The following is a 23,341-nucleotide window of genomic DNA, read 5'->3' as shown; positions in this document are numbered from 1 at the left end:
CAATAATTCCTTTCTACTCCCGCAGGCTCTCCTCCCCCGGGGTGGAGGTTCGTCTTCGTATGGCGGGGGGGACGTAGCGCTTCAGGAGAAGAGAGAGGCTGACCACCGTAACCGAACTCAGTGCCATCGCAAGTCCCGCAAATTCCGGCCTGAAGGTGATGCCGTAGAGCGGATAGAGGACTCCCGCGGCGACCGGGACCAGGGCGGTGTTGTAGGCAAATGCCCAGAAGAGGTTCATCCGGATCTTTCCCATCACCTTTCGCCCGAGCTGGAGAGCTGCTGCGACGTCCAGCGGGTCGCTCTTCACGAGAACGATATCGCCGCTTTCAATGGCGACATCCGTTCCGCTCCCTATGGCAATACCCACATCAGACTGCGCAAGCGCCGGGGCGTCGTTGATTCCGTCGCCGACAAAGACAATTTTTTCCTCTCCTTCCTGCAAACGAGCAATTTCAGCCGATTTTTGTTCCGGAAGTACTTCTGCGATCACCTGGTCGATTCCTATGGCTGCCGCAACGGCACCCGCCGTACGGGCATTATCCCCGGTGATCATCCCGACACGGATGTTCATCGCAGTAAGTTCGCTGACGGCCGTGCCGGATGTCTCCTTGATTGTGTCGGCAACGCCGATAACGCCGGCGACGGCTCCGTCAACAACAAGGATGATGGCCGTTGCTCCCGCCTTCTCATTTCTGTTCAGTTCTTCGTCGACGATGGCAAGGATTCCAATACCTCGTCCCTCGATAAACGGACGGTTTCCGAGAAGTATTTCCGTCTTTCCTGCATGGGCCTCTACCCCCCTGCCACCGGTTGCAGAGAACCCGGTTGTCTCAACTGGGTTGATGTGGCGTTCTTCCGCCTCTTCAAGGACTGCACGGGCCAGCGGGTGTTCGGAGTAGGTCTCTATTCCTGCAGCATAGGAGAGCACATCCTCCTCATTCATTCCGTAGGAGGCAACGGATGCAACCTTTGGTTCGCCTTTGGTCAGGGTTCCTGTCTTGTCAAAGATAACCCGCGTTACTTTCTCCGAGAGTTCGAGAATTTCAGAATTTTTTATCAATATACCAAAATCCGCCCCACGTCCCACCCCTACCGTGATTGCAGTCGGCGTCGCAAGCCCCAGTGCGCAGGGACAGGCGACGACGAGAATGGAAATCAGGACAGTAAGGGCAAAGAGGAGTGTTGCATCAAGGAGGAGATACCAGACCAGAAATGCGGAGATCGCAATGACGAGTATGGCAGGAATAAACCATGTCACGGCACGGTCCGCGTATTTCTGAATAGGGGGTTTTGTGCCCTGTGCGGATTCCACCATTCTTATGATCTGTGCGAGATAGGTGTCTTTTCCGATCTTTTTAGCCTCAAAGGTGAATGCCCCGCTTGTATTGATGGTGCTTCCGATCACCGTGTCTCCAGTGGTTTTGTGAACCGGGACGGGTTCCCCGGAGATCATCGATTCGTCGATGAAACTTTCTCCTGCGATGATGGTTCCATCCACAGGCACCTTCCCGCCGGGTTTTACCACGATCCGATCGCCGATATTCAGGTCTTCGATGGCGACTTCCGTCTCCGCACCATCCCTGATGACCGTTGCCGTTTTTGCCTGAAGTTCAATGAGGTGTTTGATGGCATCGGTCGTGCGCCCCTTAGCCCGTGCCTCCAGGAATCTTCCCAGGGTCAGGAATGCCGCAAGCATCACCGCTGTCTCATAAAAGAGAAAATCCTGTGTCAGTACAATTTCAAAGGTGCCAAGTACACTGGAGGCGTACGCCACCCCGATACCCATCGAATACATGACGTCCATGTTCAGGGTGCGGTTTCTCAGTGCTCCCCATCCCGCCCTGAAGATTGGGTAGGCCAGGTACAGAAAGAACGGGGTACTTACGAGAAACATGAAGTAAGGCATGGGGATGGGGAGGGGTATGCCGAGAAGCATGATTGCCATCAGGGGAAGGGAAACCGCAAACCCTATCAGGGTCCGGTTGCGCAGGTTGCGGATATCTGCCTCGCGCATCTCCTCCTCCTGTTTCTCCCCCGCGTCACCCTCGAACCCGAGATACTGATATCCCGCCTGTTCAATGACCGATTTCATCTTCGCAAGCGGCACCCGGTCGGGGTCATAAGCGACAATCGCCCTGTTTGTCGTCAGGTTGACCTGCGCCGAGGAAACACCGTCAAGTGACATCAGGGCCTTTTCGACGGTCTGGACGCAGGATGCGCAGTGGATGCCGCCGAGACGGATGCTTACGGTTTGCCGGATAACTCCGTATCCGGCTGAAATTACCGCCTCCTCCATTGTTTGCACAGTTACCAGATCCGGATCAAAGGTGGCGGTTGCCTTTTCAGTGTTGAGGTTTACGGCCGCTTCCCGTACACCATCAAGGGCGAGGAGAGCTTTTTCGACCGTCGCGACACAGGTTGCACAGTGCATACCCGTAACTTTCAGTGTCGCCTGCTTTGTTGAGGGATTGGATTGCACGACTGGGATCACACTCCGGTGTATGAACACTTGAAGGAACGGTAGTTCCGTTACTCACCAATCCCGTATCCTGCGGCCTCGACCGCCCGGCGGAAATCATCCTTCGATGCCTGTGATGGATCATAACGAACGAGTGCCTGGTTCTTGTCGAGACTGACTTCGGCGCTGGTGACGCCCGGGACCGATTCGAGGGCCGCTTTGACAGCGGCCACACATCCGTCACAGACCATGCCGGTGATAGGCAGGAGCATGGTAGATTCGTTTCCTTCCTGTGTCATTGTACATCCTCTGATGAGTGAAGAAGCGTCCGGAAATACATAAATCTATGGTGGTCCTCTTCCATGGCGGACCTTGTGGATATCCACTTGTAGCCGCAGTTGGCCTGAAAGAAAATTGTATTATCCGCCCGCGTCAAACATTTCGTTATTCATGAAACTCTCGTCGTGCGTGAAAGGGTACCAGATGGAGACTCATCGGACCGTCCCCCCCGAGGAGACGCTCACCCGCGTGGAACCGCTCGTCCCCAGATCCGGCATCACCAGGGTTGCAGATATCACGAAACTCGACCGGATTGGCATTCCGGTATATTCATGCATCCGGCCTGAAGCAGCGACAGGAGCAATATCCGTCTATAACGGAAAGGGGGCAACCCCGGTCGCCGCCAGGGTATCCGCCATCATGGAGGGAATTGAGCGGTACTCTGCCGAACCCCTCGACCGTGCGGTGGTGAAGGGAACCTATGCTGAGCTCTCAGAAGGAGGACGCGCCGTCTATCCCGATGACCTGATTCTTCCGTCCTATGCGGACCTCACGGTTCCCCTCGAGTGGGTCCGAGGATACGACATCATGCAGGACGAGGGGATGTATGTACCTACCCATGCGGTCTTTCACCCGGTCGCCCACGGGAGCGTTCGTCTGTTTCGGACGAGCACCAATGGCATCGCCTCCGGAAACACTCTCGAAGAGGCGGTGTTTCATGCCCTCTCCGAGGTGGTGGAGCGCGATGCGTGGTCGCTCGTCGAGGCATCGGGGCGTGCGGGGCCTGTGATAACGGAGATCGACGACCCGCGGTGCATGCAAATTCTGGCGGCATTCGAGGCGGCGGGAGTCGAGGTTCTGGTGCGGGACATCACCAGCGATATCGGCATTCCCACCATTGCGGCGATCGCCGACGACGTCACTCTCCGGGATCCGACACTTCTGGTCACCGGCATGGGGACCCACACCTGCCCGGAGATTGCTGCACTTCGGGCGCTGACCGAGGTCGCCCAGTCCCGTGCAACGCAGATTCACGGTGCACGCGAGGATACCACGGAAGGGGACATGCGAAGGATGCTCGGATACGATCGCATGAAGCGCCTCAATAAAAAATGGTTCGCGACGGATGAGACCGTCTCATTCGGTGATCTCCCAGCGTTCCGGTCGGGTGATTTCATGGATGATATCGCATACACGCTGGACCAGCTTGCGTCCGGAGGGCTTGATCGCTGTATTGTCGTAGATCTCACCCGTGAGGAGATTGGTGTCCCTGTGGTCCGGGTCATTGTGCCGGGACTTGAGGTCTATGCCATGGATAACGAACGGGTCGGAGAGAGGTGCAGGCATGCCCGCCGTGGTTATATTCCTGGGTCCAAGTCTTGATACGGGCAGGGCCCGGGAGATCCTGGGCACGGCGGAGTATCACCCCCCGGCAAAACGCGGGGATATTCTGCGCGCCGTTGAAGAAGGGGCGGATATCATCGGACTCATCGACGGCGTTTTTTTTCAGGACTGTTCGGTCGCCCACAAGGAAATTCTTGCGGCACTGAAGGCCGGAGTGACGGTCGTGGGAGCGTCAAGCATGGGGGCTCTCCGGGCATGTGAGATGGATACGCTCGGGATGATCGGCATTGGGAGGATTTACCGGATGTACAGGGACGGCATTCTCATCTCTGATGATGAGGTGGCCCTTGCCTGTGATCCGTTCACCGACGATGCGGTCTCCGAGGCGCTGGTTGATATTCGCATCACCTGCGAGGATGCCCTTGCCCGGGAGGTCATCTCTGAATCCTTGCATGACTGCATCATTATGGCAGCGGAGGGGATGTACTATCCTGAACGGACGTACCGAAGCATCATCCGCAGGTGCAGTGAAGCCTTTGGACCGGAAGAGGTGGGCCGGTTTTCGGCATGGGTCGAGACGTCATGCATCCGGCAGAAGGAGGCTGATGCGATCGAGGCGATCCGCTTTATCGCAGACCTGACTGCAGGAGAATAGGAGCGCATCTCTCCTGTACGAGAAGCTTCTCTTTTTTTATGACATTCTATTGTAATCCATTGTCCAAAATGTCCATTCACTGTTGATTGCATGATTTTAATCCGGCACGGGATTCATACGGATATTCCTGTGGGAAGGTGGGGTGGCTGCTCATGTTGTCTTCTGCTCTGCCACCGGCAGGCGCAATAATCATCGTCTTTTCGATATGGGGACAAAAAAATGAAAGGTGCGAGGTGTTCAGTCAATTCCCTTGCGCGGGAAATTGTCCGGTGAGCGCAGGTAGGCATAAGGGTTGCTCATGATTTCATGGGCGCGTTCAAGTTCACGCTGGGCTTCACCTATGGCATTGTCTACCCTGTTCCTCATCCCTATCCATTCATTCACATCCGCGTGCTCTACCATGTCGATCTCTACCTCTGCAAGGTTGATGAACATATCAATGTCCACAGCGCATGCGGCAAGGTCCTCTTTTATCAAATCAGGTGCCGTCTTCATGCGTTCTTTCACGTCTTTCTCCATCACCTTGACTTCATCAAGTCGTGACCACGCCTGTTCGACATAAATATCCTGGGTCTCTTTTTTCTGCAATGTTTCCATCTTAGCCATTCTGGCATTCCTCCCTCGGTGCGTGCCCCTTGCACGTCAAGCTATAAATTACCTTCTGCATGGGGGCTTTGTTGAAAGGGATGGGCGGGTTATCCGGGGGAATCAAATGGAAATGAAAGTGTCTGTCGGGGAGGAATGCAAAAAATAAATGGCACAAAAAAATCGATAGAGCCTCAGGAGGGATTTGAACCCCCGACCTGCTGATTACAAATCAGCCGCTATGCCGGACTAAGCCACTGAGGCGCTCTTATTTTATTCGTGCTCCAGAGTAAAAAGCTTGACGTTCAGGTGGCTGAACATGACGGCAGGTGGACCGTTGCGGCTGTATCAACGGGGAGATTGGTGAATTACAAACTGCTTTATCGGAGCCAATCGAAGACTCTAGTATACGTATGGCACATCTGACGGTTGATATCGGAGGCCGGCCCGGCCATGACTGTAGAGGGTTCTGCCGGTACTGTTACTTCAGGAAAGTGAAAGAAGATGATGACCCCGAACCTTTCGGGTGCCGGTATTGCCTCCCGTTTTCTGTCGGATGCGAGTACTGTACCGGTTTTGTCAGGGAGCGGTATGAAGGATTCAGGGATCTTCGCGACGTCGCCGATGATGTGCTCGCCAATCTTCAGCTGATTGATGGCGACCTCGAGAGGATTACGATCAGCGGCGGAGGCGATCCGTCCTGTTATCCGGAATTTGCCGATCTCATCGAACTTCTCGGTTCGATGGAGGTCCCGCTTCACATCGGATATACCAGCGGAAAGGGGTTTGATGATCCGGGGATTGCCGACCTTCTCATAGAAAACGGGCTGACAGAGATATCGTTCACCATCTTTGCGGCCAATCCTGAACTGCGCAGGGCGTGGATGGGAGATCCGACGCCTGAAGGGTCCCTTGCGGTCCTGGGAAAACTCTGCGGAAAGATTGATGCATATGCGGCTGCGGTGATCATCCCCGGTGTCAACGACGGGGAAGAGCTGGAAAGAACCTGTAAATGGCTCGAAGAACGTGGCGCAAAAGGGCTGATTCTGATGCGGTTTGCAAACAGGACGGACCAGGGGCTGATTCTTGGGAATGCGCCAATAGTAGAGGGGCAACGGCTGCATACAGTACGTGAATTCCAGGAGATGGTGGCCGATCTCAACAGCAGGTATTCACTGAAGATCAGCGGTACTCCGATGGGTGACCCCACCATCGGCTCTCCGTTTGCCATCATCAACGAACCTGACCTCCTCGACAAACTTCCCCGCGTCAGGAAGAAGGCAAGCCTCATATCAGGGGGCATAGCTGCACGCTATGTTCAGGACGTACTCGACGCATGTGGGAACAAATCGTGGGTTCAAAGTGTAAAAAAGGAGATCGCCTGCCTGATAACCCTCGATGATCTCAAGGAGCTCGACTGTTCGAAGCTGGAGAAGGTCGTCATTATTCCCGGCAGGGCATTTGTCCATGAACGGCGGGCAGAAGAACTCCTCTCTGCGGATGGGATACAAAGAACGGTTATCCGTGGACCAGAGACCCTCACCGCCGATGCCGAGACATCGATGGGAATGACGCGGAATCAGGTGCTGCAGATGGAGATGGACGGGTTTGCCGATCTGATCCGTCTCATCAACCAGTATGGCGAATAAATCCCTTACTTTCTTTTCTGATAATACAGGTCGGCACACCGTTCGATCTCATCATGGATGTCCCGGTCCACGAGGGTGGTGACCGCCTTTGCAAAGGGGTGGAGATCAATGGTGCCCGAAACCAGCGTACAGACGACATCGCCGTCTTTGCCGGGATGCACATCATATGCCCGTCCATTTTCGAAGGTTATCAGGAGCCCGTCATTGGTATATTCAATTCTGGATGATGCAGTCATGGTCTGTTACACTCCGATAGTGGTTCATCAGCAAGGCACTTGAATGTCACCGACCGGGCGTGTGCAGCATGTTTGATATTGCCCCATGACCATCTGGTGTTCATGTGCATGCGGTACGCCCTTTCAAGGCCGGATGAGGTTGCCGAACGGTTTGGTGTCGACGGTCCGATGCCGGCATTGCGGCCGCGTTACAATATTGCCCCCACACAGGAGGTTCCGGTGATCTTTGCGGAGAATGGGGAGATTCGGTGTTCCATGGCCCAGTGGGGGCTTGTCCCGTCGTGGAAGCAGACTGCCGAATCAGGAGAGTGGCTTTTCAATGCACGCGCTGAGACGCTGGAGGAGAAACCGGCGTTCAGGGGTCTTCTTTCCGGTTCCCGGTGCATATTTCCCGCAACGGGATTTTATGAGTGGAAGCGGGAACGCGGCCGTTCCTTTCCCTATTATGTTTACCTGAGGGATGCTCCCCTCTTCGCGTGTGCAGGCCTGTATGATCGTTGGCGGCCGCCGGGGTTGGGTGAAGAACGGATGACCTGTGTGATGATCACCTGCGACGCAAACCCTCTCGTCGGGAAAATTCACGGAAGGATGCCGGTCATCCTCGCACAGCCGCTTGAAGATGTGTGGCTGCGTGGAAAGGAGGACTATCTGCCGGTTCTAACTCCCTTTCCTGCCGGGGGGATGGGATGCCACCATGTCGATGAACGGGTGAATGCGCCCGTCGATGATGATCCCGGTCTAATAATTCCCGTTCACCCCGATCATCGATGGTGGTAGGCATGGGTTGGGGACTTGCCATTGTGGGGGGGTTGTCCGGGTGCCGCAAGTCTCATGTTCATGGGCGACTATTGCCACTCCATGGTTGCCACGGCATCATATGTCCCCCTGTATCACGAGGGTGAACTGCAGAAACGTGCCGACTCAGCGCGGAAAATTCTAACTGACTGCCGCCTCTGCCCGAGGGAATGCGGGGTAAACCGCCTTGATGGTGAACATGGATTCTGCCGGGCGGGGTCCTCTGCGGAGATTTCCGGGTACGGGCCGCATTTTGGTGAGGAGCCCCCCCTTGTCGGCAGAAACGGGTCGGGGACCGTTTTCTTTTCGCACTGCACAATGGGATGCATATTCTGTCAGAACTACCGGACAAGTCAGTTGGGGGAGGGCAGGCCCGTGAGTGCACAGGAGCTTGGCCGAATCTTTCTTCGTCTTCAGGAAGCCGGCTGTCATAATGTCAATCTGGTATCGCCGACCCATTACATCCCTCAAATTCTGGAGGCTCTTCTCTTCGCTGTTTCAGGCGGGCTTGATATTCCTCTCGTCTACAACACCGGCGGGTACGACAGTGTTGCAGCAATCCGTCTGCTGGAAGGGGTGGTGGATATCTACATGCCGGATGCGAAGTTCGGCGACGAACAGATTGCAAGAAGGCTGACGGGGGCTATTGACTATCCGGTTCATATGATGGCGGCTGTCCGTGAGATGCACCGGCAGGTGGGCGATCTTGCCTGTGACCGGGAGGGGATTGCCGTGAAGGGTCTTCTCGTTCGTCACCTCATCCTCCCGGAAGGACTTGCAACCTCAGAACCTGTGTTTCGTTTCCTGGCGGATGAGATTTCACCCGAGACCTATGTGAATATCATGGATCAGTACCGCCCGGAATGGAAGGCATGCACCGCGGATGAGTTCACCTGCCTTTGCAGGAGAATCACCGGTGAAGAATATGATGATGCCGTACAGGCCGCCCGTGCTGCGGGACTGCACCGTGGTGGCATGGAGCCCGAACAGTGATGAAATACGAACGGGTACCTCGTGGGACCGGTATGGAGGTCACCCGGTTTCGTATATCTCTGAGATACGATTGAGAATAGAGAGCATATAGCCGCGGCGGATAAGGTCGGCTATCTCGCCGGGCATCATCCGGTCGATACGAACATGTACGGTGAGGATGCGACGAAGGGACTGGGTGTCCGCGAGAGTGAGGAGTGACGGCTGTTCGAAATATGCTGTTGCCTCGTCTGCCCAGCCCTGCCAGCGGGTATTGATAAGCCAGTTATTGTTGTAGAGGTGACGGACGAAGGTGTTGATGGGTGGGCAGGTCCCTGTTTGAATGATTTCGTCCTCGTAACCACGGAGAAACGAGGTGCCGTCCAGGATGGTCCGGTAGGCAAGAACAGCCTCGAAATTTTCCCGTGTGGGAGTTTCATATTCCAGATTCATACATCAGACATCCTGTGTTTGTATTGTGGTTTGAAAAGTCTTTGGAGAGAGGCCAACACCGGATTGAAGGGGATTTCCATGGTATTTTGGTTCTGGCAGATATAGTGTCGCATTCTAAGGGCAAAGTTCATCATGTGGGGCCCTCTCTGCGGACTGCGCTCTTTCCACGCATCGCGTAAGTGTCCTGCCGTGGTGACCCGGAAAGAATTATTGCGGAAAACGAAAAGAGTATCCTGTGTGATGGGGGATGGATGGGGGTAGAGTACTCATTGCACTCGGTGCACCGGTTTTGGCAGGGATTCTGTATTTCTTTGGGTCAAGGATTATCTTTGGGGTGGAATTTGAGACAGTGATGTACGATCAGCTCTTTTCATGGGGATTTTTGTACATGGTAAGCGGGCTGCTCATTGTCGGAGTGATCTTTATTGTAATTTTTATCAGCAGGAGATGAGGGCAGGAAAAGAGCGATAATTGTACATTTTTGCATCGGGTGGTCTGGAGCCTGTTCTATTCGAGGATGCGGACAGGTGAACCTCTGACTCTGAAATCGGAAAACAGAACCACGGAAAAGTGCTGTCGGTGGGATCCGAACCCACGGCCTCCAGATATCCCAGACTAAAGCGCCCCGAAATGTGCTCAAACCCTATGAGTCTGGCGCCCTAACCAACTAGGCCACGACAGCATACAAGTGGTATGTATGGTCATCCTGCAGCGTACTGCAGGCCTCGTGTGCATCGCACACAAGTGCATAATAAGAACGCTGGATTCGGTATTAAAGCTTCTGATATTGAAAATCTGGGGTCCATCATGAGAAAAATGGGTGGGGGTCCACTGGAGAATGTTTTACCGGTGGAGGGGCCTGCCGGGAGGGATACGACAAAAAATCATGTCTGCCGGCTGTTGAGTTTTCAAAAAAGAAATGACCGGGGGTATTAATGGTTTGTATCCTGCTGCTGTTTCTGTGCTGCAATATATACATTGACTGCCGTTGCGATCGCCGCTGCTTCCTTGCCGTGACGCAGTGAATTTGCAAGCGTCTGCATACGGGTCTCCTCCTCATGGAGATAGCGTGCCAGATTTGCCTTTACATGCTCTTCCTGCAGGAAATGCGTGTGGGTGTTGCCATCAATGAAGTGTCGGTTGTTCATGATAGCATGATGGAGAGGAAGCGTGGTTCGTACACCGATGATCACATATTCGTATATCGCGCGCCGCATCCGCTCGATTGACTCCCTGCGGTCGATGCCCCACCCACAGAGCTTGGAGATCATCGAGTCATACATGGGGGGGATGGCATATCCCATGTGGATGCCGGAGTCCACCCGGATACCCGGTCCGCCTGGTGAACGATACCGGACAATCTTGCCGGGGTCGGCCTGGAAATTATTCAGCGGATCCTCAGCATTGATACGGCACTCGATTGCATGCCCGTTGAGACGAATGTCCTCCTGTGTGAACGGGATTTTTTTCCCTGCCGCTATGGCCAGCTGCTGTCGCACCAGGTCGATGCCCGTCACCATCTCGGTGACCGTATGCTCCACCTGGAGCCGGGTGTTCATCTCCATGAAATAATACTCGCCGTCGGCATAGAGGAACTCCACCGTACCCGCATTGTAATATCCGGAAGCCTCTGCAACCTTCAGTGCCGATGCCGCCATGCGCTCGCGGAGTTCTTCTGTCATGATGGGGCAGGGGGCTTCCTCGACCAGTTTCTGGTGCCTGCGCTGGATGGAGCATTCACGGTCATACAGGTGGATTTTGTTCCCCTGCTGGTCGGCGAGTATCTGGAATTCGATATGGCGCGGTTTGACCAGGTACTTCTCGATGAAGACCGTCGAATCGCCGAAGGCCGACGCCGCGATGCGCATTGCCTTCTCAATCGCTTCCTCGAGGTCTGCCTCGTTCTCGACGATCTGCATCCCTATGCCGCCGCCTCCGGCCGAGGCCTTCACGATGACCGGGTACCCGATCTCCGCGGAAATCGCCTTTGCCTCATCGAGGGAAGTGACACCATCGGGGGTGTACGGCAGGACCGGGACTCCCGCCTTTTCCATCATGTGCTTGGAGGCAAGCTTGGACCCCATTGCCTCGATGGTCTGCCATGAGGGGCCGATGAAGGTTATTCCCTCATCCTCGCAGAGCTTGGCGAACTTTGCGTTTTCTGCAAGAAACCCGTATCCCGGGTGGATGGCCTCGGCACCACACATGTGGGCGATGTCGATGATGCGGTGCATATTCAGGTAACTCTTGGACGGGTGAGCTTCTCCGACAAGAAATGCCTCGTCCGCGTATTTGGCATGCAGCGAATTTTTATCCGGTTCCGAAAAAATGGCAACTGTTCCGATATTCATCTCCCTGCATGCCCGCATCACACGAATGGCAATCTCACCGCGGTTTGCGATGAGTATCTTCTCGAAGTTGCTCATTCAATCACCAGAAGCACATCACCGTTCTGGACCGAATCTCCCACATCAACAAAGATATCGGTAATCTTTCCTGCGGACGGAGCCTTGATGGGATTTTCCATCTTCATCGCCTCCAGGACGACGAGGGTGTCGCCTGCCTGTACCTGGCTGCCGATACTGGTTTCGATCTTCAGCACCATCCCCTGGATATTACTCTTCACACCGCCCTCGATGGCCGTGCGTGGGATCTGCTTTGCACCCATCGCTCCCGTCTGCTCGATCGCTCCACCGTCCACTGAGAGGATTCTGACTGCAAATATCTCGCCGTCAACCTCAACCTCCATCATCGCAGGGATACCTCCGGCTGAAGGCACGGAAGTATCTACCTTCTTCGGGATCGGTTCGGACGAGCGTTCGCCCCGCAGGAAGGAGGGGGCAATTGCCGGATAGAGAATGTATGTCAGGATATCCTCTTCCTTCCTGACAAATCCCTCCTTCTCGGCCTCCTTCTTCATTTTTTCATAGGCTGGTTCAAGAAGATCGGCAGGCCTGCCCGTGAACTGTTCCTCGCCATCGATGATCTTCTGGCGTATCTCATCGGGGATGGGTGCAGGGGGTTTGCCGTACATCCCGTGGACATAGTCACGGACTTCCTTGGTGACATTGGAATACCTCTCGCCATCCATCAGTACGTTGAGAACCGCCTGGGTCCCTACGATCTGTGAGGTGGGGGTGACGAGCGGTGGGTATCCGAGATCCTCGCGAACGCGGGGTATTTCCTGATGGACCTCCTCAAGACGGTTCAATGCGTCCTGTTCCTTGAGCTGGGAGACCAAGTTGGAAATCATGCCGCCCGGCAGCTGGTAAATCAGGACGTCGCTGTCAACCCGCTCGGAGATCGGGTTAAGGAGAGTCTCATATTTGCTCCTGAGCCGCAGACAGATATTACGAACCTTCCTGAGTTTCATCAGATCAATGCCGGTATCGCGGGAAGTGCCTGCCAGACTTGCGACGATACTCTCAGTCGGGGGTTGTGACGTGCCCATCGCAAAGGGGGACATCGCAGTGTCAAGGATATCCACTCCTGCTTCGATTGCCGCCTGGTAACTCATGGGGGAGATTCCAGAGGTGGAATGGGAATGCAAGTCGACCGGAATGTCTATTTCCTCTTTTATTCCGGTGATAAGGTCCCTTGCCGCTTCCGGCATGATGAGGCCGGCCATATCCTTGATGCAGATGGAATCGCATTCCATCGCATAGAGTTCCCGTGCCATCTCAATGAATCCCGCAGTAGAGTGCACCGGGCTGGTGGTATAGCATATTGTGCCCTGGAGATGTGCACCGATGTCTTTTACGGTCTCCATCGATTTCTGCATATTTCGAAGATCATTGAGTGCATCGAAGACGCGGAATACGCCGACACCGTTTCTGCCGGCGGCCTCAACAAACTTTTCAACAACGTCATCCGGGTAATGGCGGTAGCCAACGAGGTTCTGACCCCTCAGAAGCATTTGTACAGGGGTATGGGGGAGTGCCTCGTGGAGGTCACGAAGGCGCTCCCAGGGGTCATCGTTGAGATACCGGATGGCACTGTCAAATGTTGCACCTCCCCATGCCTCAACGGAAAAAAACCCGATGGTATCAATCTCGCGGGCCAGCTCAAGCATATCTTCGGTCCTGAGCCGGGTTGCAATGAGAGACTGATGTGCATCCCTCAGGGTCGTATCTGTGATCTTTACAGGATTAAAACTCATATTCCACCTCACGGGGGCCGGGAAATAGACAGATCAAGCCTCTAATTACTTACCTCCTGAAGCTATAAATAACTCACGAAAGACCCTAAAAGAGCGATAATAATAAGGATTGAGGCGAAAAATCCCACAAAATCTTCTTTTCCCGTCGAGAAACGGGGAACATATGTTCCTCCGGAATCGTACCCTCTGACAGCGAGGGTCTTTGCCTGGCACCCCGCCCTTCGAATCTGTACCAGAACAACCGAAACACCCAGTGGCACAAGTGAGCGCACCGGCCCTGTCGTCCCCTTCATCGCGATGGCGTGACGTGTTAGGGTGATGTCATCTTCAATTCGACCGAGGGAACCGAGGGCCATGTCTGCCGCCAGACCAATGTCAAATCCCCATCTGTTGCCAAATGCCCAGACAGCAACATCGAAGAGCTCCTCTCCTGCCCCGCCCCCGAAGGCCCAGAAAGCGATGAGCATCACAACTGAAAGGCGAAGGAGATATCCTGTTCCGTCCCCACCGACGAGCGTGGTAAAGAGCGCGACGAGGCCGAGCGTTCCGAAGATGATGAATGCAGTCCGTCGACGGGGAAGATTTCGCCGGTCCCGCGCAAAAATCAGCCACCACCCGAAGACCAGTACGGCACCGCCTATTGAAGAAAACGCGGCACAGGAGAGAAGAAATGTGCTGAAAATCCTCAGTCGTGCATCCTGCATAGGGCCTCCTGCGTATCCTCAACTGTGATATTTTCCGGAACCACCCCGCGCCTGAGCGCCTCCTCGATGTACCGGGGAGCACCTCTCCACGATGGAATTGCCTCGGGAACCTTTCCCCGGTTGTGAAGATGTCCTTCATGAATTTCCCAAAGGTAATCAACACGCGGCAGCACCGCCTGTTCATGGGTGAAGATAAGGGTGATCGGTGGATGGTGTGAATACAATTTCCGACAGATCCGGCGTTTCCACTCGGGATCAAGGGTTGAAAACGGTTCGTCAAGGATCAGAAGGTCCCGTTTGCCTGCAAGGATGCAGCTCATATGAAGACGCTTGAGTTCCCCGCGGGAGAGGGCGAAGGAACGTTCATATTCCCGCCCCTGAAGCCCGGCCTCCATGCAGATTCTTTCCGGTTCCAGTCCCCATGACCTGATTTCGTCCCGGACGAGGTGTCCGGTGGTGTGATATTCGGGAAACTGCATTGAAAGGGTGTGCCTCTCGATATCCCTGAAGAGAATGCTTCCTGATGTCGGGGCCATCATACCGGCGATTGCCTGTGCAAGACTGCTCTTACCACTTCCCACTCTCCCACTGATCAGGTGAATACCCTCCTGAAAAGCGCCCTCTGCCGAAAGCTTCCAGTTTTTTCTGGCAAGGGTCACCCCATCAAGAATGAGTTGCATCCTGCAAACCTCCAGAGGGTGGGATAGAAGGGAGTATCTACGAGTTTGGGGAAGATCTCCTCCGGTGTTCCGAAATGCCGGACAGTGCCGTGCTCCATATATATCAGATAATCCGCCCCGGAGGCGGTATCCATGTCCTGGGTCGACTGGAGGATGTATGTACAGGCAAACGATGGCAGTATTCGCTGCACCTGCTCGGCCGTCTCCCGATCGAGATGCGAGTCGATTTCATCCAGCACAAGAACCCCCGGACGAACGGCAATGGCTGCCGCAAGAGCAACGAGTGCTTTTTCCCCGCCGGAGAGCTCCCTGCACTGTGCCGATATCAGGTCCTCCCGACCAATGTCGTGAAGAGCTCCTTCTATCCGCTGTTCAATCATTTCAGGGGGAAGGTGCCGAAAACGGAGTGCGGATGCAATTTCGTCATGCACGGTCCTGAAGATGAGGTTGTCTTCAGGAAATTCGCCGACCCATCCTACATCCATCCTGCGCGGAGCCTCATCATCGATGTTGATGGCCCCCTTTTCCGGCAACTCGATACCGGCAAATAATGAGAGGAGTGTTGATTTCCCGCTCCCGTTGGGCCCGATGACACAGGCATGCCCCGGAGGTATGGCAAGCCTGTCAATGGTGATTGTTCGGAATGCAAGGTCGGTACATATGATCATTCGATTCGTTCTCCGATGTAGTAGACGGCAACCCCCTTCAGGGCGTCTCCTATAAGAAACGGCACTACCCCCAGCAGAATCGCCTCTGCAAGGGCAATCCCCGTCGAGAAGGATAACCATGCTACCCCGAAGGCATATATCAGAACCGTTGCGACGAAGATGCCCATGATGCGGAGCGTGCGGTCCTTTTTCTCATAGGCGAGACCGACTATCAGGGCTGCCGGGATAAATCCTACGATAAATCCCCCGGTAGGGCCGAGGATGACTCCAATTCCAGCAAGCCCGTTGTGGAAGACCGGGATATTCAGGGCCCCAAGTACGAGGTACAGCGCGGCCGGAATCGCTGCATACCGCTTCATGATCACGCCTGCAAGGAGTACAAAGAAGGTCGTGAGGGTCAGCGGCACGGGAGGAAGAGGGACGGAGATCCACGCACCTACCGTGATTAAGGCAACGAATGTCGCTGTAAGGGCTATCAACTGGCTCTTTTGTTCATTCCCGTACATGTCAACCTCAATATTTTTGTTGGTTGACAAGAAAAAGGGGTCAGGCCGGTGTGCAGTCTCCTGAAAAAACCCGTTCCACTTTTCCGTTATCCTTCCTCACAATGAGTGCACCATACTCGTCGATGTCGATGGCCTCTCCTTCGAAGGATTTGCGTGGCGTTGTTATCTTCACTCTCTTATCGAGCGTGAGTGACAGGCTCTTCCATTCACGGGCAATGGTATGGTATTCACCCGATTCGATTTCCCTATATCTTGTCTCGAATTCCCTGAGGAGCTGTGCAAGGAACCGTGCCCTGTCTACCGGCGCGCCACAGGCCCTGAAGAGGGTGGTGATGGGCGTCTTGACTCCCGATGGGAGCTGTTCTTCCGATATGTTGGCATCGATCCCGATGCTCAGCAGGCAGTAATTGACCGTTTCCGCCTCTGCCGAAATTTCCTGAAGTACGCCGGCAATCTTTTCATTGCCGATATATATGTCGTTTGGCCATTTGATCAGCGCCCCGGCACCACAGAATTTGCGGATGGTGCGTGCAACGGCGATGGAAGCTGCCATCGTTACCATGAAGACATGGTCGACGGGGATGGCAGGACGAAGGATGATGGTGGTCCAGATCCCGCCCCGCGGGGAATACCATGCACGACCAAGACGGCCGACTCCTCCCGACTGCTCCTCCGCGATGACGACCATGCCGTGCAGCTCAGAAGGATTTTTGTTCCTGCAGAGTTCCTTTGCAACCCCGATTGTTGAGGGAACGCTGTCATGATAATCAAAATACCGCCCGATGTGCCAGGTTTTTAGGTGCTTTTCAATCTCATACGGAAGCAGACGGTCGGGGGATGCAATCAGATCGTATCCCTCTGCACGCGAGGACGCAATCTCATACCCGTAACTGCGGAGCTCTTGCACGTGTTTCCATACCGCTGACCTGCTGATGTCGAGTTGTTTGCTGATCTCCTCTCCCGAGATGGGAGTGTCCGATTCTTCAAGAACCTTGAGTACTCTGAATGCTGCCTCAATCATTGTCATCACTTCTTGGCATCGATGAGTTCGGTCGGCAAGGGGCAGGGGTCCTTGCCGCAGACCTGTTTCATAATCATAGACTGGTGTTCCATCAGGGTACCCAGATCGAATATGCCGGTAATGTCCACCAGGCCGATGGCACCAATCACTTCCCCGCCCGGACCGTGAAGGGGTGCAACGATGACCGGAACACCCTTATAGGCCCCGGACTCCGGGACATTTTTTAATGTCCTGTTCTCTCTCATTGCAGTTTCAAGCACAGGACCGGTGTAGTCCATCTCCACGACATGGCCACTCTCGATTCGGACCCCTTTCTTATTCAGCGACCTTGCGGTTATCGGCAGCCTGTTTACCAGTTCGTGAATGCACAGGGCAAGTGCAGTCAGGTCCTCAGGACCGGAATCAATGGACAGAACGTATGAACTCATCACGGATACCTCACATCTGCTTGGTAAATCTAAAAAGAATGCTGAATTAAAATAAGGTTTCTGTTTCACCGGAGGAAAAACCACTGATAAATCCGCGTGACGGGTATTCATGCAGTGAAGCAACGAGGAGTGTGCCTTTTCCTATCTCATTGGAAATCATGATGGCACGCCCATCATCGGTGGTCGCGAGAACCTCTCCGCAAAATTCACTGAAATAGCCATCGCACTCTATTGAGGAAAGATCGAAATCATCCATTATCCTGGCATGGGGGTTGTGAGGGTCCACTACAACCGGTGTGGAAAAATATTCATTGACGTAGGTGACCGGGACCGGCATCCAGTCATATGCATCCGGTTTCGGTGACATCGCGCCGAAAACCAGGAGGTTCCCGCCGTTTTTCAGGAATTTTTCGATTCTTTTTGAAGAAGCCCTGAGGGCAGGAAGAAGACTGGAGTAGGCAAGGTTCCCGAAACCAGTCGGGATGATCATGGAAACCATTTTTCCCCTGTAATAGGGTGCCGCCATCATCTGGGGGGTTATCAGTTCGCACTGTACGCCACAATCTTCAATATACCGCTTAAACGGGGTTGCACAGTCCCATGCAAGTCCGCCTTTCCGAATCATCCTTTGATCACTCCTTTCGGTTCGAGCCGCGCAACACGGAGGGACAGTCCTGCCTCATGGACCACCCTGACCACTTCACTGGATGGTTTGTATGCGTCGGGCGCCTCTTCTGCAATTACCTTGTTGCTGGTGGCCTTTACGCTGATGCCCTGGTGCCCCAGCCGGTCACGGATGTCTCCACCGTCGATGTGCTTCTTGGCCTGGGATCGAGAGAGGACCCGGCCTGCTCCGTGGCAGGTGCTGCCGAATGTCCTGTCCATTGCCGTCTGTGTCCCTTTGAGGATAAACGAGGACGTTCCCATACTCCCGGGGATAAGAACGGGCTGGCCGATCTCCTCACATCCCGGCGGCAGGTCATGATTGCCGGGACCGAATGCACGTGTTGCCCCTTTCCGGTGAACACAGAGTTTCTTTTTCTTCCCATCTACCATGTGTTCTTCAAATTTGGCCACATTGTGGGCGACATCATAAATGAGGGGCATCTCTTCATAATCGACAGAGAATTGACGTGCGATGATTTCCCTTGTGAAATGGGTAATCATCTGGCGGTTGGCCCACGCATAGTTGGCGGCGCATGCCATGGCGCCGAAGTATGCCTCGCCATCCGGACTGGTGATGGGGGCGCAGGCCAGTTGTGGGTCCGGCAGGGAAATGCCGTATTTTTTTGCTGCCTTTTCAAGGATTGCAATATGGTCTGTGCATATCTGGTGTCCCAGCCCGCGAGAACCGCAATGGATCATCACACATACCTGTCCCTGTGCAATACCGAATGCCTCTGCTGCCACCGGGTCAAAGATCTCCTCGACGGACTGGATCTCGAGAAAATGGTTCCCTGCTCCGAGGGTCCCGCACTGTGGACGACCCCGCGCGCGGGCTTTTCCACTCACATGGGTGCTGTCTGCCCCATCGATGGATCCCTGCTCCTCACATCGGGTGACATCTCCTTTCAATCCATACCCCTGGTTCACCGCCCATGATGCTCCTTCGGTCATCATGGCATCGAGATCCTGGTCGGAAACCCTGAGCGGACTTTTTGTTCCGATGCCTGTCGGAATCCTGGTGAAGAGGTGGCTGAGAAGAGGCTGAATCCGTCCCAGATCTTCTGTGGTAAGTGGGGTGGCGATAAGCCTGACCCCGCAGTTGATATCAAAACCCACTCCTCCGGGGGATATGATGCCGTCATCGATGCTGAATGCCCCGACGCCGCCGATGGGAAATCCGTATCCCCAGTGAATATCCGGCATTGCAAGCGCGTATTTCTCAATTCCCGGCAGAGTGGCCATGTTTGCGCACTGCTGCAGGGCCCCCTCTTCCAGTGTCGGCATGAGTTCCTCGGAGAGGAAAAAGCGCCCCGGAACTCTCATTCCGGGAGTAAATCCCACCGGGATCTCCCATTCAAATGGTCCTGCCTTTCGTATGCCCTCAATCATTCTTCCCTCACACATCAAAGAGAATATCTGTCTCGTATCCTCTCTGCGTCTTTTCAATCTTCATCCCTGAGCGCGATATCCCCTTCACCTCTGTTCCACCTGAGTGACGGTCCCTGTCATATGGTTCTCCATAAAGATCCGCCTTCAGAGTGGTACCATCGAGATGGACATCAGCCGAGGCATATCCTTCACATTCCACTTCGGCAAAGAAGAGTATCTCGGAGAGGAAGGTACTGAGGAGTGCCTCATCTGAATCTGCCTCACATACAATGGTCTGGTGGGCATCTCGTGGCATGGAGGAGGGGAACATGATCGAGAAGAGGGCTGCAGCCGCTTCTCTGAACAGTTCTTCCCTTGATGCTCCCCAGACATGCATAAGAATGTCTGCTGTATGATCCCGTTCAATAAATGGCACCGCTCTCTACCCTCTGTCCTGATCACAGGTAGTCACAGTACATCGGTACCATATCCATCTCTATCCTGTCCAGATACCGCGCCTGGTACATGGAGACATAGATGATGTTCTCCCCTATATAAATTTCATAATCCGAGGATTTTGGAGGTTTTACCGTTGTGGAAAGAAGAATCGGTCCGCCGCATGATGTACAGACACGGAAATCCGTATTCCGTTCCCTGACATATGATTCAACCTCTTCGGAGACAATAATCTGGTGCTCCGTGGTTGTGTTGTCATTATCGGTGAACATTCTGTAGAATTGTTGATGATATGAATAAAAATAGGTTATGTTAGTGGTTGTTCAGACTGTACCGACCATTTTGCGGACCAGGTCGGTGTATTGATCCTTCAGTTCATAGATGGCCGTCGCATTGTCTTTGTCCTTTATAATGCGGAGAATGCCGATTTTTGAGGCAATGGTGCCTACCATTGACGCCACGGACTGGATGCTCACGCTGAATTTGGCAGCCAAGAGCTCGTGTGTCCGTGCAATGCTCAGCGACTTTGTATGAACAAAGATCGTGAGCAGCTCGTGGCGGATACCATTTTTATCGCGCTTGAGATATGCTTTAAGACGGCGTTCTATCTCCTTTTTCAGATCGGCCGCTGATCTCATACACGCTCATTTATCTGAATTGTATTTAACCATTTCTAATTCTATCATGATTTATCATTTATTTTCATGTAAGGGAAAAATCCTTGAAACAAGGCGTAGAGGGGCGCTAATCGGGTATAAAATGCCATGAATGCGAATCGTTCTCATTCAGATCCCGTGTGTTCAGGCATCACCTTTTAATCGATGTCACAGCGAATATATGTGCACATGAAATTACTGAAGTATGACATCAACCGTTACCCGGTGAAGCAGATGGTTGCTTTACCTCTCGCGCTGTTGATCGTCGCTCTTCTCTTTCTGGGTGGAAATACCCTCATGACCGGGATGCCGGTCGACCCCGGAATTGACTTTGCGGGAGGCGTTGCCGTTACCATCCCGGCGACTGGAGATTCCGCTGAGGAGATTCAGGCGTATTTTGCGGATTATCCTCTCAAGAGCATAGGGGAGGGGGTGAGCGGAGGATTTTATCTGGTCTTTGAAAATATGCCTGATGAGCAGTTCCTCGGCCTCTCTACCCTCATCGATGAGCGGTATGCCGAGACAAAAATTGACCAGATCGGGGAGACCTTTGGGAAGACCCTTCAGAAACAGGCCCTGTGGGCGCTTCTGTTCTCCTTTGCCGGCATGGCAGTGGTGGTATTCATCGTCTTCAAGTCATTTGTCCCCTCTGTCGCGGTAGTGCTCTCTGCGCTCTCCGATATTGCCATAACGGCTGCCGTGATGGATGTTGCGGGGATCTCCCTTTCACTGGGGACGACTGCGGCCCTTTTGATGCTCATCGGGTATTCCGTCGACAGCGATATTCTGATGACATCCAAGGTTCTCAAACGCAAGGGGCGTTTCGACGAAAAGATGGAAGGTGCATTCAGGACCGGGATCACAATGACTTCAACGACCCTTGCCGCTGTATTCATGATGTTTGTCGTGTCCTGGATTGGCCAGATTGATGTCATACGTGACATCTCCATCGTTCTCCTGATTGGTCTCGTCATCGACCTTATGAACACCTGGCTTCTGAATGCCGGCATCCTGAAATGGTATGTAGGGGGTGAGAGGAAATGAAACGGAAATCAAAGGTTCAGGAGCGGCCGAAAGAAGAGGAGGCGACCATGGCCCGCACACTCAAAGACTGGCGTGTTCTCCTCATGGTCGGACTGGTGATCTTCTCACTTGTCAGCATATATGTTGTCCCTCCCGGCATCCAGAACGGGCCGACGGGGAATCTCCAGCTCGGGCTGGACCTGGAGGGGGGTTCGTGGATACAGCTCTCCTTCCAGTCGGAGGTCATACGGTTCGATACGGATGGAAATCCTGAAAATCTCGCTGCAAACCTTCGCAGTGCACTCGATGCCGAGGTATACCTCATCGAAGAGGACAGGCTGGAAATACGAGAACCGTTTACCCGTGAGGAACTGGTCCCGGTATTCGAGGAATTTGGGGCAACCATAATTACCTATGAACAGGGGGTCTCTGAGGAGACCGCGGATCAGGTCAAGCTGATCCTGGAGGAGAAGGTAAATGGCATCGGGACAAAGGATGCCCGTATCAATACCCTGACCGGGCTGAATGGTGTTACCCAGTACATTCGCCTCGAACTTGCGGGTGTCGACATCACGACCGCACAGGAGATCGTAGGTTCGCAGGGGAAATTCGAGATCAGAATACAGGCGTCGGGCAACGAGACCGAGCATGTGCTCTATGGCGACACCATCACAAGTGTTTCGCCGCCGTCCCGGTATCCGGTTGGAAGTGACCTCTGGGGGGTTGGATTTACTCTCAATGAGGAGGGTGCTGCGGCATTCCGTACGGCTGCCGTCACCTATGGGGCAACATCGAATCCCGATATGCATCCGATCATGATGCTGCTGGACGACGAAGTCGTCTACAGCGCAAGCCTTAACCCTGAACTTGCCGCTCAGCTCCAGGGAAGCCCTGTCCGGGAACTGCGTGCCACTACCGGTGCCGGTGACCAGGGATTGGAAGATGCAAAGACCCTTGAGATCCATCTTCGCGCCGGAGCGCTCCCGGTCGATGTGACTATCGCAGGGTCGGGTACCGTCCCTGCGACGCTTGGGGACTATTTCAAGTTTATGTGCGTGCTTGCCGGTCTCTTTGCACTGGTGGGAGTTGGGGGACTGGTCTATTACTGGTACCGTGAACCCGCGATTGTGCTGCCGATGATAGGAACGAACATTGCAGAGATCATCATCCTTCTCGGTATTGCGGTTTATCTCCAGCAGCTGGACCTTGCCAGTATTGCCGGTCTGATAGCAGTATTGGGGACGGGGATTGACCAGCTTGTGATCATCACCGACGAGGTCCTCCATGAGGGTCGGGTACCGTCCCAGACGCTCTACATGAAACGGTTCGACCGTGCGCTCGGCATCATCATGGTCTCTGCGCTGACCACGATCATTGCGATGCTCCCTCTTGCGCTTATGGACCTTGCCAACCTGAAGGGATTTGCCATCATCACCATCCTTGGTGTCCTCATCGGAGTGCTGGTGACACGACCTGCCTATGGAAAAATTATCATGGCAATTCTCTCACGCAACCCTGGAGAAAAATCCTGAGAACCTCGATGGATTTCTCTCTCCAAAATACTTATACCTCTTTTCGCCGAA

General features: G+C 54.1%; 25 protein-coding genes and 2 tRNA genes. 7 read left to right on the top strand and 20 right to left on the bottom strand.

The genetic code is table 11. From position 1 onward, the window contains the following. Positions 1-13: 13 nt before the first annotated feature. Both AZH53_RS05370 and AZH53_RS05365 read right to left on the bottom strand, forming a co-directional pair. Positions 14-2,479, bottom strand: coding sequence for a heavy metal translocating P-type ATPase (locus tag AZH53_RS05370; RefSeq protein WP_319643651.1), 2,466 nt, complete (start codon positions 2,477-2,479; stop codon positions 14-16). Positions 2,480-2,529: 50 nt separating this feature from the next. Continuing rightward, a complete protein-coding gene (locus AZH53_RS05365; protein ID WP_319642498.1) occupies positions 2,530-2,757 on the bottom strand; it encodes a heavy-metal-associated domain-containing protein in 228 nt (75 codons plus the stop codon). Positions 2,758-2,908: 151 nt separating this feature from the next. On the opposite strand from AZH53_RS05365, the gene AZH53_RS05360 reads away from it, so the two are divergent. Both AZH53_RS05360 and AZH53_RS05355 read left to right on the top strand, forming a co-directional pair. Beyond that, on the top strand, positions 2,909-4,120 hold the full coding sequence (locus tag AZH53_RS05360) for a YcaO-related McrA-glycine thioamidation protein (protein ID WP_319642497.1): 1,212 nt from the start codon (positions 2,909-2,911) through the stop codon (positions 4,118-4,120). Further along, a complete protein-coding gene (locus AZH53_RS05355; protein ID WP_319642496.1) occupies positions 4,083-4,736 on the top strand; it encodes a TfuA-related McrA-glycine thioamidation protein in 654 nt (217 codons plus the stop codon). Before AZH53_RS05360 ends, AZH53_RS05355 begins: the two co-directional genes overlap by 38 nt. A 237-nt stretch (positions 4,737-4,973) precedes the next feature. Here the strand turns inward: AZH53_RS05355 and AZH53_RS05350 are convergent, their stop codons facing one another. Together AZH53_RS05350 and AZH53_RS05345 are read right to left on the bottom strand one after the other, a co-directional pair. Then, positions 4,974-5,342, bottom strand: coding sequence for a hypothetical protein (locus tag AZH53_RS05350; protein WP_319642495.1), 369 nt, complete (start codon positions 5,340-5,342; stop codon positions 4,974-4,976). Between the two features lie 169 nt (positions 5,343-5,511). Then, positions 5,512-5,585: transfer RNA gene (locus AZH53_RS05345), tRNA-Thr, on the bottom strand. A gap of 149 nt (positions 5,586-5,734) precedes the next feature. Here AZH53_RS05345 and mmp10 point away from each other — a divergent pair. Next, complete coding sequence (gene mmp10, locus AZH53_RS05340) at positions 5,735-6,970, top strand: methyl coenzyme M reductase-arginine methyltransferase Mmp10 (RefSeq protein WP_319642494.1); 1,236 nt, start codon at positions 5,735-5,737, stop codon at positions 6,968-6,970. Positions 6,971-6,975: 5 nt separating this feature from the next. On the opposite strand, the gene AZH53_RS05335 is transcribed toward mmp10, so the two are convergent. Next, positions 6,976-7,206, bottom strand: coding sequence for a hypothetical protein (locus tag AZH53_RS05335; RefSeq protein WP_319642493.1), 231 nt, complete (start codon positions 7,204-7,206; stop codon positions 6,976-6,978). Positions 7,207-7,314: 108 nt separating this feature from the next. On the opposite strand from AZH53_RS05335, the gene AZH53_RS05330 reads away from it, so the two are divergent. Both AZH53_RS05330 and AZH53_RS05325 read left to right on the top strand, forming a co-directional pair. Next, positions 7,315-7,983: an SOS response-associated peptidase gene (locus tag AZH53_RS05330; RefSeq protein WP_319642492.1), complete on the top strand. Its 669-nt coding sequence runs from the start codon at positions 7,315-7,317 to the stop codon at positions 7,981-7,983. Positions 7,984-8,043: 60 nt separating this feature from the next. Next, entirely contained in the window at positions 8,044-8,994 is a 951-nt protein-coding gene (locus tag AZH53_RS05325; RefSeq protein ID WP_319642491.1) for a radical SAM protein, read from the top strand. A 39-nt stretch (positions 8,995-9,033) separates the two neighbouring features. Here AZH53_RS05325 and AZH53_RS05320 read toward each other — a convergent pair whose 3' ends face one another. From AZH53_RS05320 to AZH53_RS05250, 15 genes are all read right to left on the bottom strand, one after another. Next, positions 9,034-9,423, bottom strand: coding sequence for a DUF6508 domain-containing protein (locus tag AZH53_RS05320; RefSeq protein ID WP_319642490.1), 390 nt, complete (start codon positions 9,421-9,423; stop codon positions 9,034-9,036). Between the two features lie 571 nt (positions 9,424-9,994). Next, positions 9,995-10,105, bottom strand: a tRNA-Met gene (locus AZH53_RS05315). Positions 10,106-10,355: 250 nt separating this feature from the next. Beyond that, positions 10,356-11,849, bottom strand: coding sequence for an acetyl-CoA carboxylase biotin carboxylase subunit (locus tag AZH53_RS05310; RefSeq protein WP_319642489.1), 1,494 nt, complete (start codon positions 11,847-11,849; stop codon positions 10,356-10,358). After that, positions 11,846-13,582 (bottom strand): pyruvate/oxaloacetate carboxyltransferase, encoded by a 1,737-nt coding sequence (locus AZH53_RS05305; protein WP_319642488.1) that lies wholly within the window; start codon positions 13,580-13,582, stop codon positions 11,846-11,848. Before AZH53_RS05305 ends, AZH53_RS05310 begins: the two co-directional genes overlap by 4 nt. A gap of 62 nt (positions 13,583-13,644) precedes the next feature. After that, positions 13,645-14,286, bottom strand: coding sequence for a hypothetical protein (locus tag AZH53_RS05300; protein WP_319642487.1), 642 nt, complete (start codon positions 14,284-14,286; stop codon positions 13,645-13,647). Beyond that, positions 14,268-14,966 (bottom strand): ATP-binding cassette domain-containing protein, encoded by a 699-nt coding sequence (locus AZH53_RS05295; protein WP_319642486.1) that lies wholly within the window; start codon positions 14,964-14,966, stop codon positions 14,268-14,270. Before AZH53_RS05295 ends, AZH53_RS05300 begins: the two co-directional genes overlap by 19 nt. Continuing rightward, positions 14,942-15,634 carry an energy-coupling factor ABC transporter ATP-binding protein gene (locus AZH53_RS05290; RefSeq protein WP_319642485.1) on the bottom strand — a complete coding sequence of 231 codons (693 nt, stop codon included), beginning with the start codon at positions 15,632-15,634 and terminating at the stop codon, positions 14,942-14,944. The genes AZH53_RS05295 and AZH53_RS05290 overlap by 25 nt, the downstream gene beginning before the upstream one ends. Then, complete coding sequence (locus tag AZH53_RS05285) at positions 15,631-16,140, bottom strand: biotin transporter BioY (protein ID WP_319642484.1); 510 nt, start codon at positions 16,138-16,140, stop codon at positions 15,631-15,633. The genes AZH53_RS05290 and AZH53_RS05285 overlap by 4 nt, the downstream gene beginning before the upstream one ends. Before the next feature lie 40 nt (positions 16,141-16,180). Then, the gene (locus tag AZH53_RS05280) at positions 16,181-17,161 is read right to left on the bottom strand and encodes a biotin--[acetyl-CoA-carboxylase] ligase (RefSeq protein ID WP_319642483.1); all 981 of its coding nucleotides are present in this window, start codon (positions 17,159-17,161) and stop codon (positions 16,181-16,183) included. Positions 17,162-17,166: 5 nt separating this feature from the next. Then, positions 17,167-17,589, bottom strand: a complete 423-nt coding sequence (locus tag AZH53_RS05275) for a DUF2111 domain-containing protein (protein ID WP_319642482.1) — start codon at positions 17,587-17,589, stop codon at positions 17,167-17,169. Positions 17,590-17,635: 46 nt separating this feature from the next. Next, a complete protein-coding gene (locus AZH53_RS05270; RefSeq protein ID WP_319642481.1) occupies positions 17,636-18,214 on the bottom strand; it encodes a type 1 glutamine amidotransferase family protein in 579 nt (192 codons plus the stop codon). Beyond that, positions 18,211-19,644, bottom strand: a complete 1,434-nt coding sequence (locus AZH53_RS05265; RefSeq protein ID WP_319642480.1) for an RtcB family protein — start codon at positions 19,642-19,644, stop codon at positions 18,211-18,213. The genes AZH53_RS05270 and AZH53_RS05265 overlap by 4 nt, the downstream gene beginning before the upstream one ends. Positions 19,645-19,651: 7 nt before the next feature. Continuing rightward, positions 19,652-20,059, bottom strand: coding sequence for an archease (locus AZH53_RS05260; RefSeq protein WP_319642479.1), 408 nt, complete (start codon positions 20,057-20,059; stop codon positions 19,652-19,654). Positions 20,060-20,081: 22 nt separating this feature from the next. Next, positions 20,082-20,351, bottom strand: a complete 270-nt coding sequence (locus AZH53_RS05255; RefSeq protein WP_319642478.1) for a hypothetical protein — start codon at positions 20,349-20,351, stop codon at positions 20,082-20,084. A gap of 51 nt (positions 20,352-20,402) precedes the next feature. Beyond that, a complete protein-coding gene (locus tag AZH53_RS05250) occupies positions 20,403-20,717 on the bottom strand; it encodes a DUF2551 domain-containing protein (RefSeq protein WP_319642477.1) in 315 nt (104 codons plus the stop codon). 207 nt (positions 20,718-20,924) lie between these two features. Between AZH53_RS05250 and AZH53_RS05245 the strand changes: the two genes are divergently transcribed. Together AZH53_RS05245 and AZH53_RS05240 are read left to right on the top strand one after the other, a co-directional pair. Further along, positions 20,925-21,779 carry a protein translocase subunit SecF gene (locus AZH53_RS05245; protein WP_319642476.1) on the top strand — a complete coding sequence of 285 codons (855 nt, stop codon included), beginning with the start codon at positions 20,925-20,927 and terminating at the stop codon, positions 21,777-21,779. After that, positions 21,776-23,290: a preprotein translocase subunit SecD gene (locus AZH53_RS05240; protein WP_406600373.1), complete on the top strand. Its 1,515-nt coding sequence runs from the start codon at positions 21,776-21,778 to the stop codon at positions 23,288-23,290. Before AZH53_RS05245 ends, AZH53_RS05240 begins: the two co-directional genes overlap by 4 nt. Positions 23,291-23,341: the final 51 nt, after the last annotated feature.

The organism is Methanovulcanius yangii (genome assembly GCF_018687785.1).
Lineage (GTDB): Archaea > Halobacteriota > Methanomicrobia > Methanomicrobiales > Methanomicrobiaceae > Methanovulcanius > Methanovulcanius yangii.
Note: the sequence above shows the minus strand (reverse complement) of the source record. Positions and strands in the feature narration are given on the sequence as shown.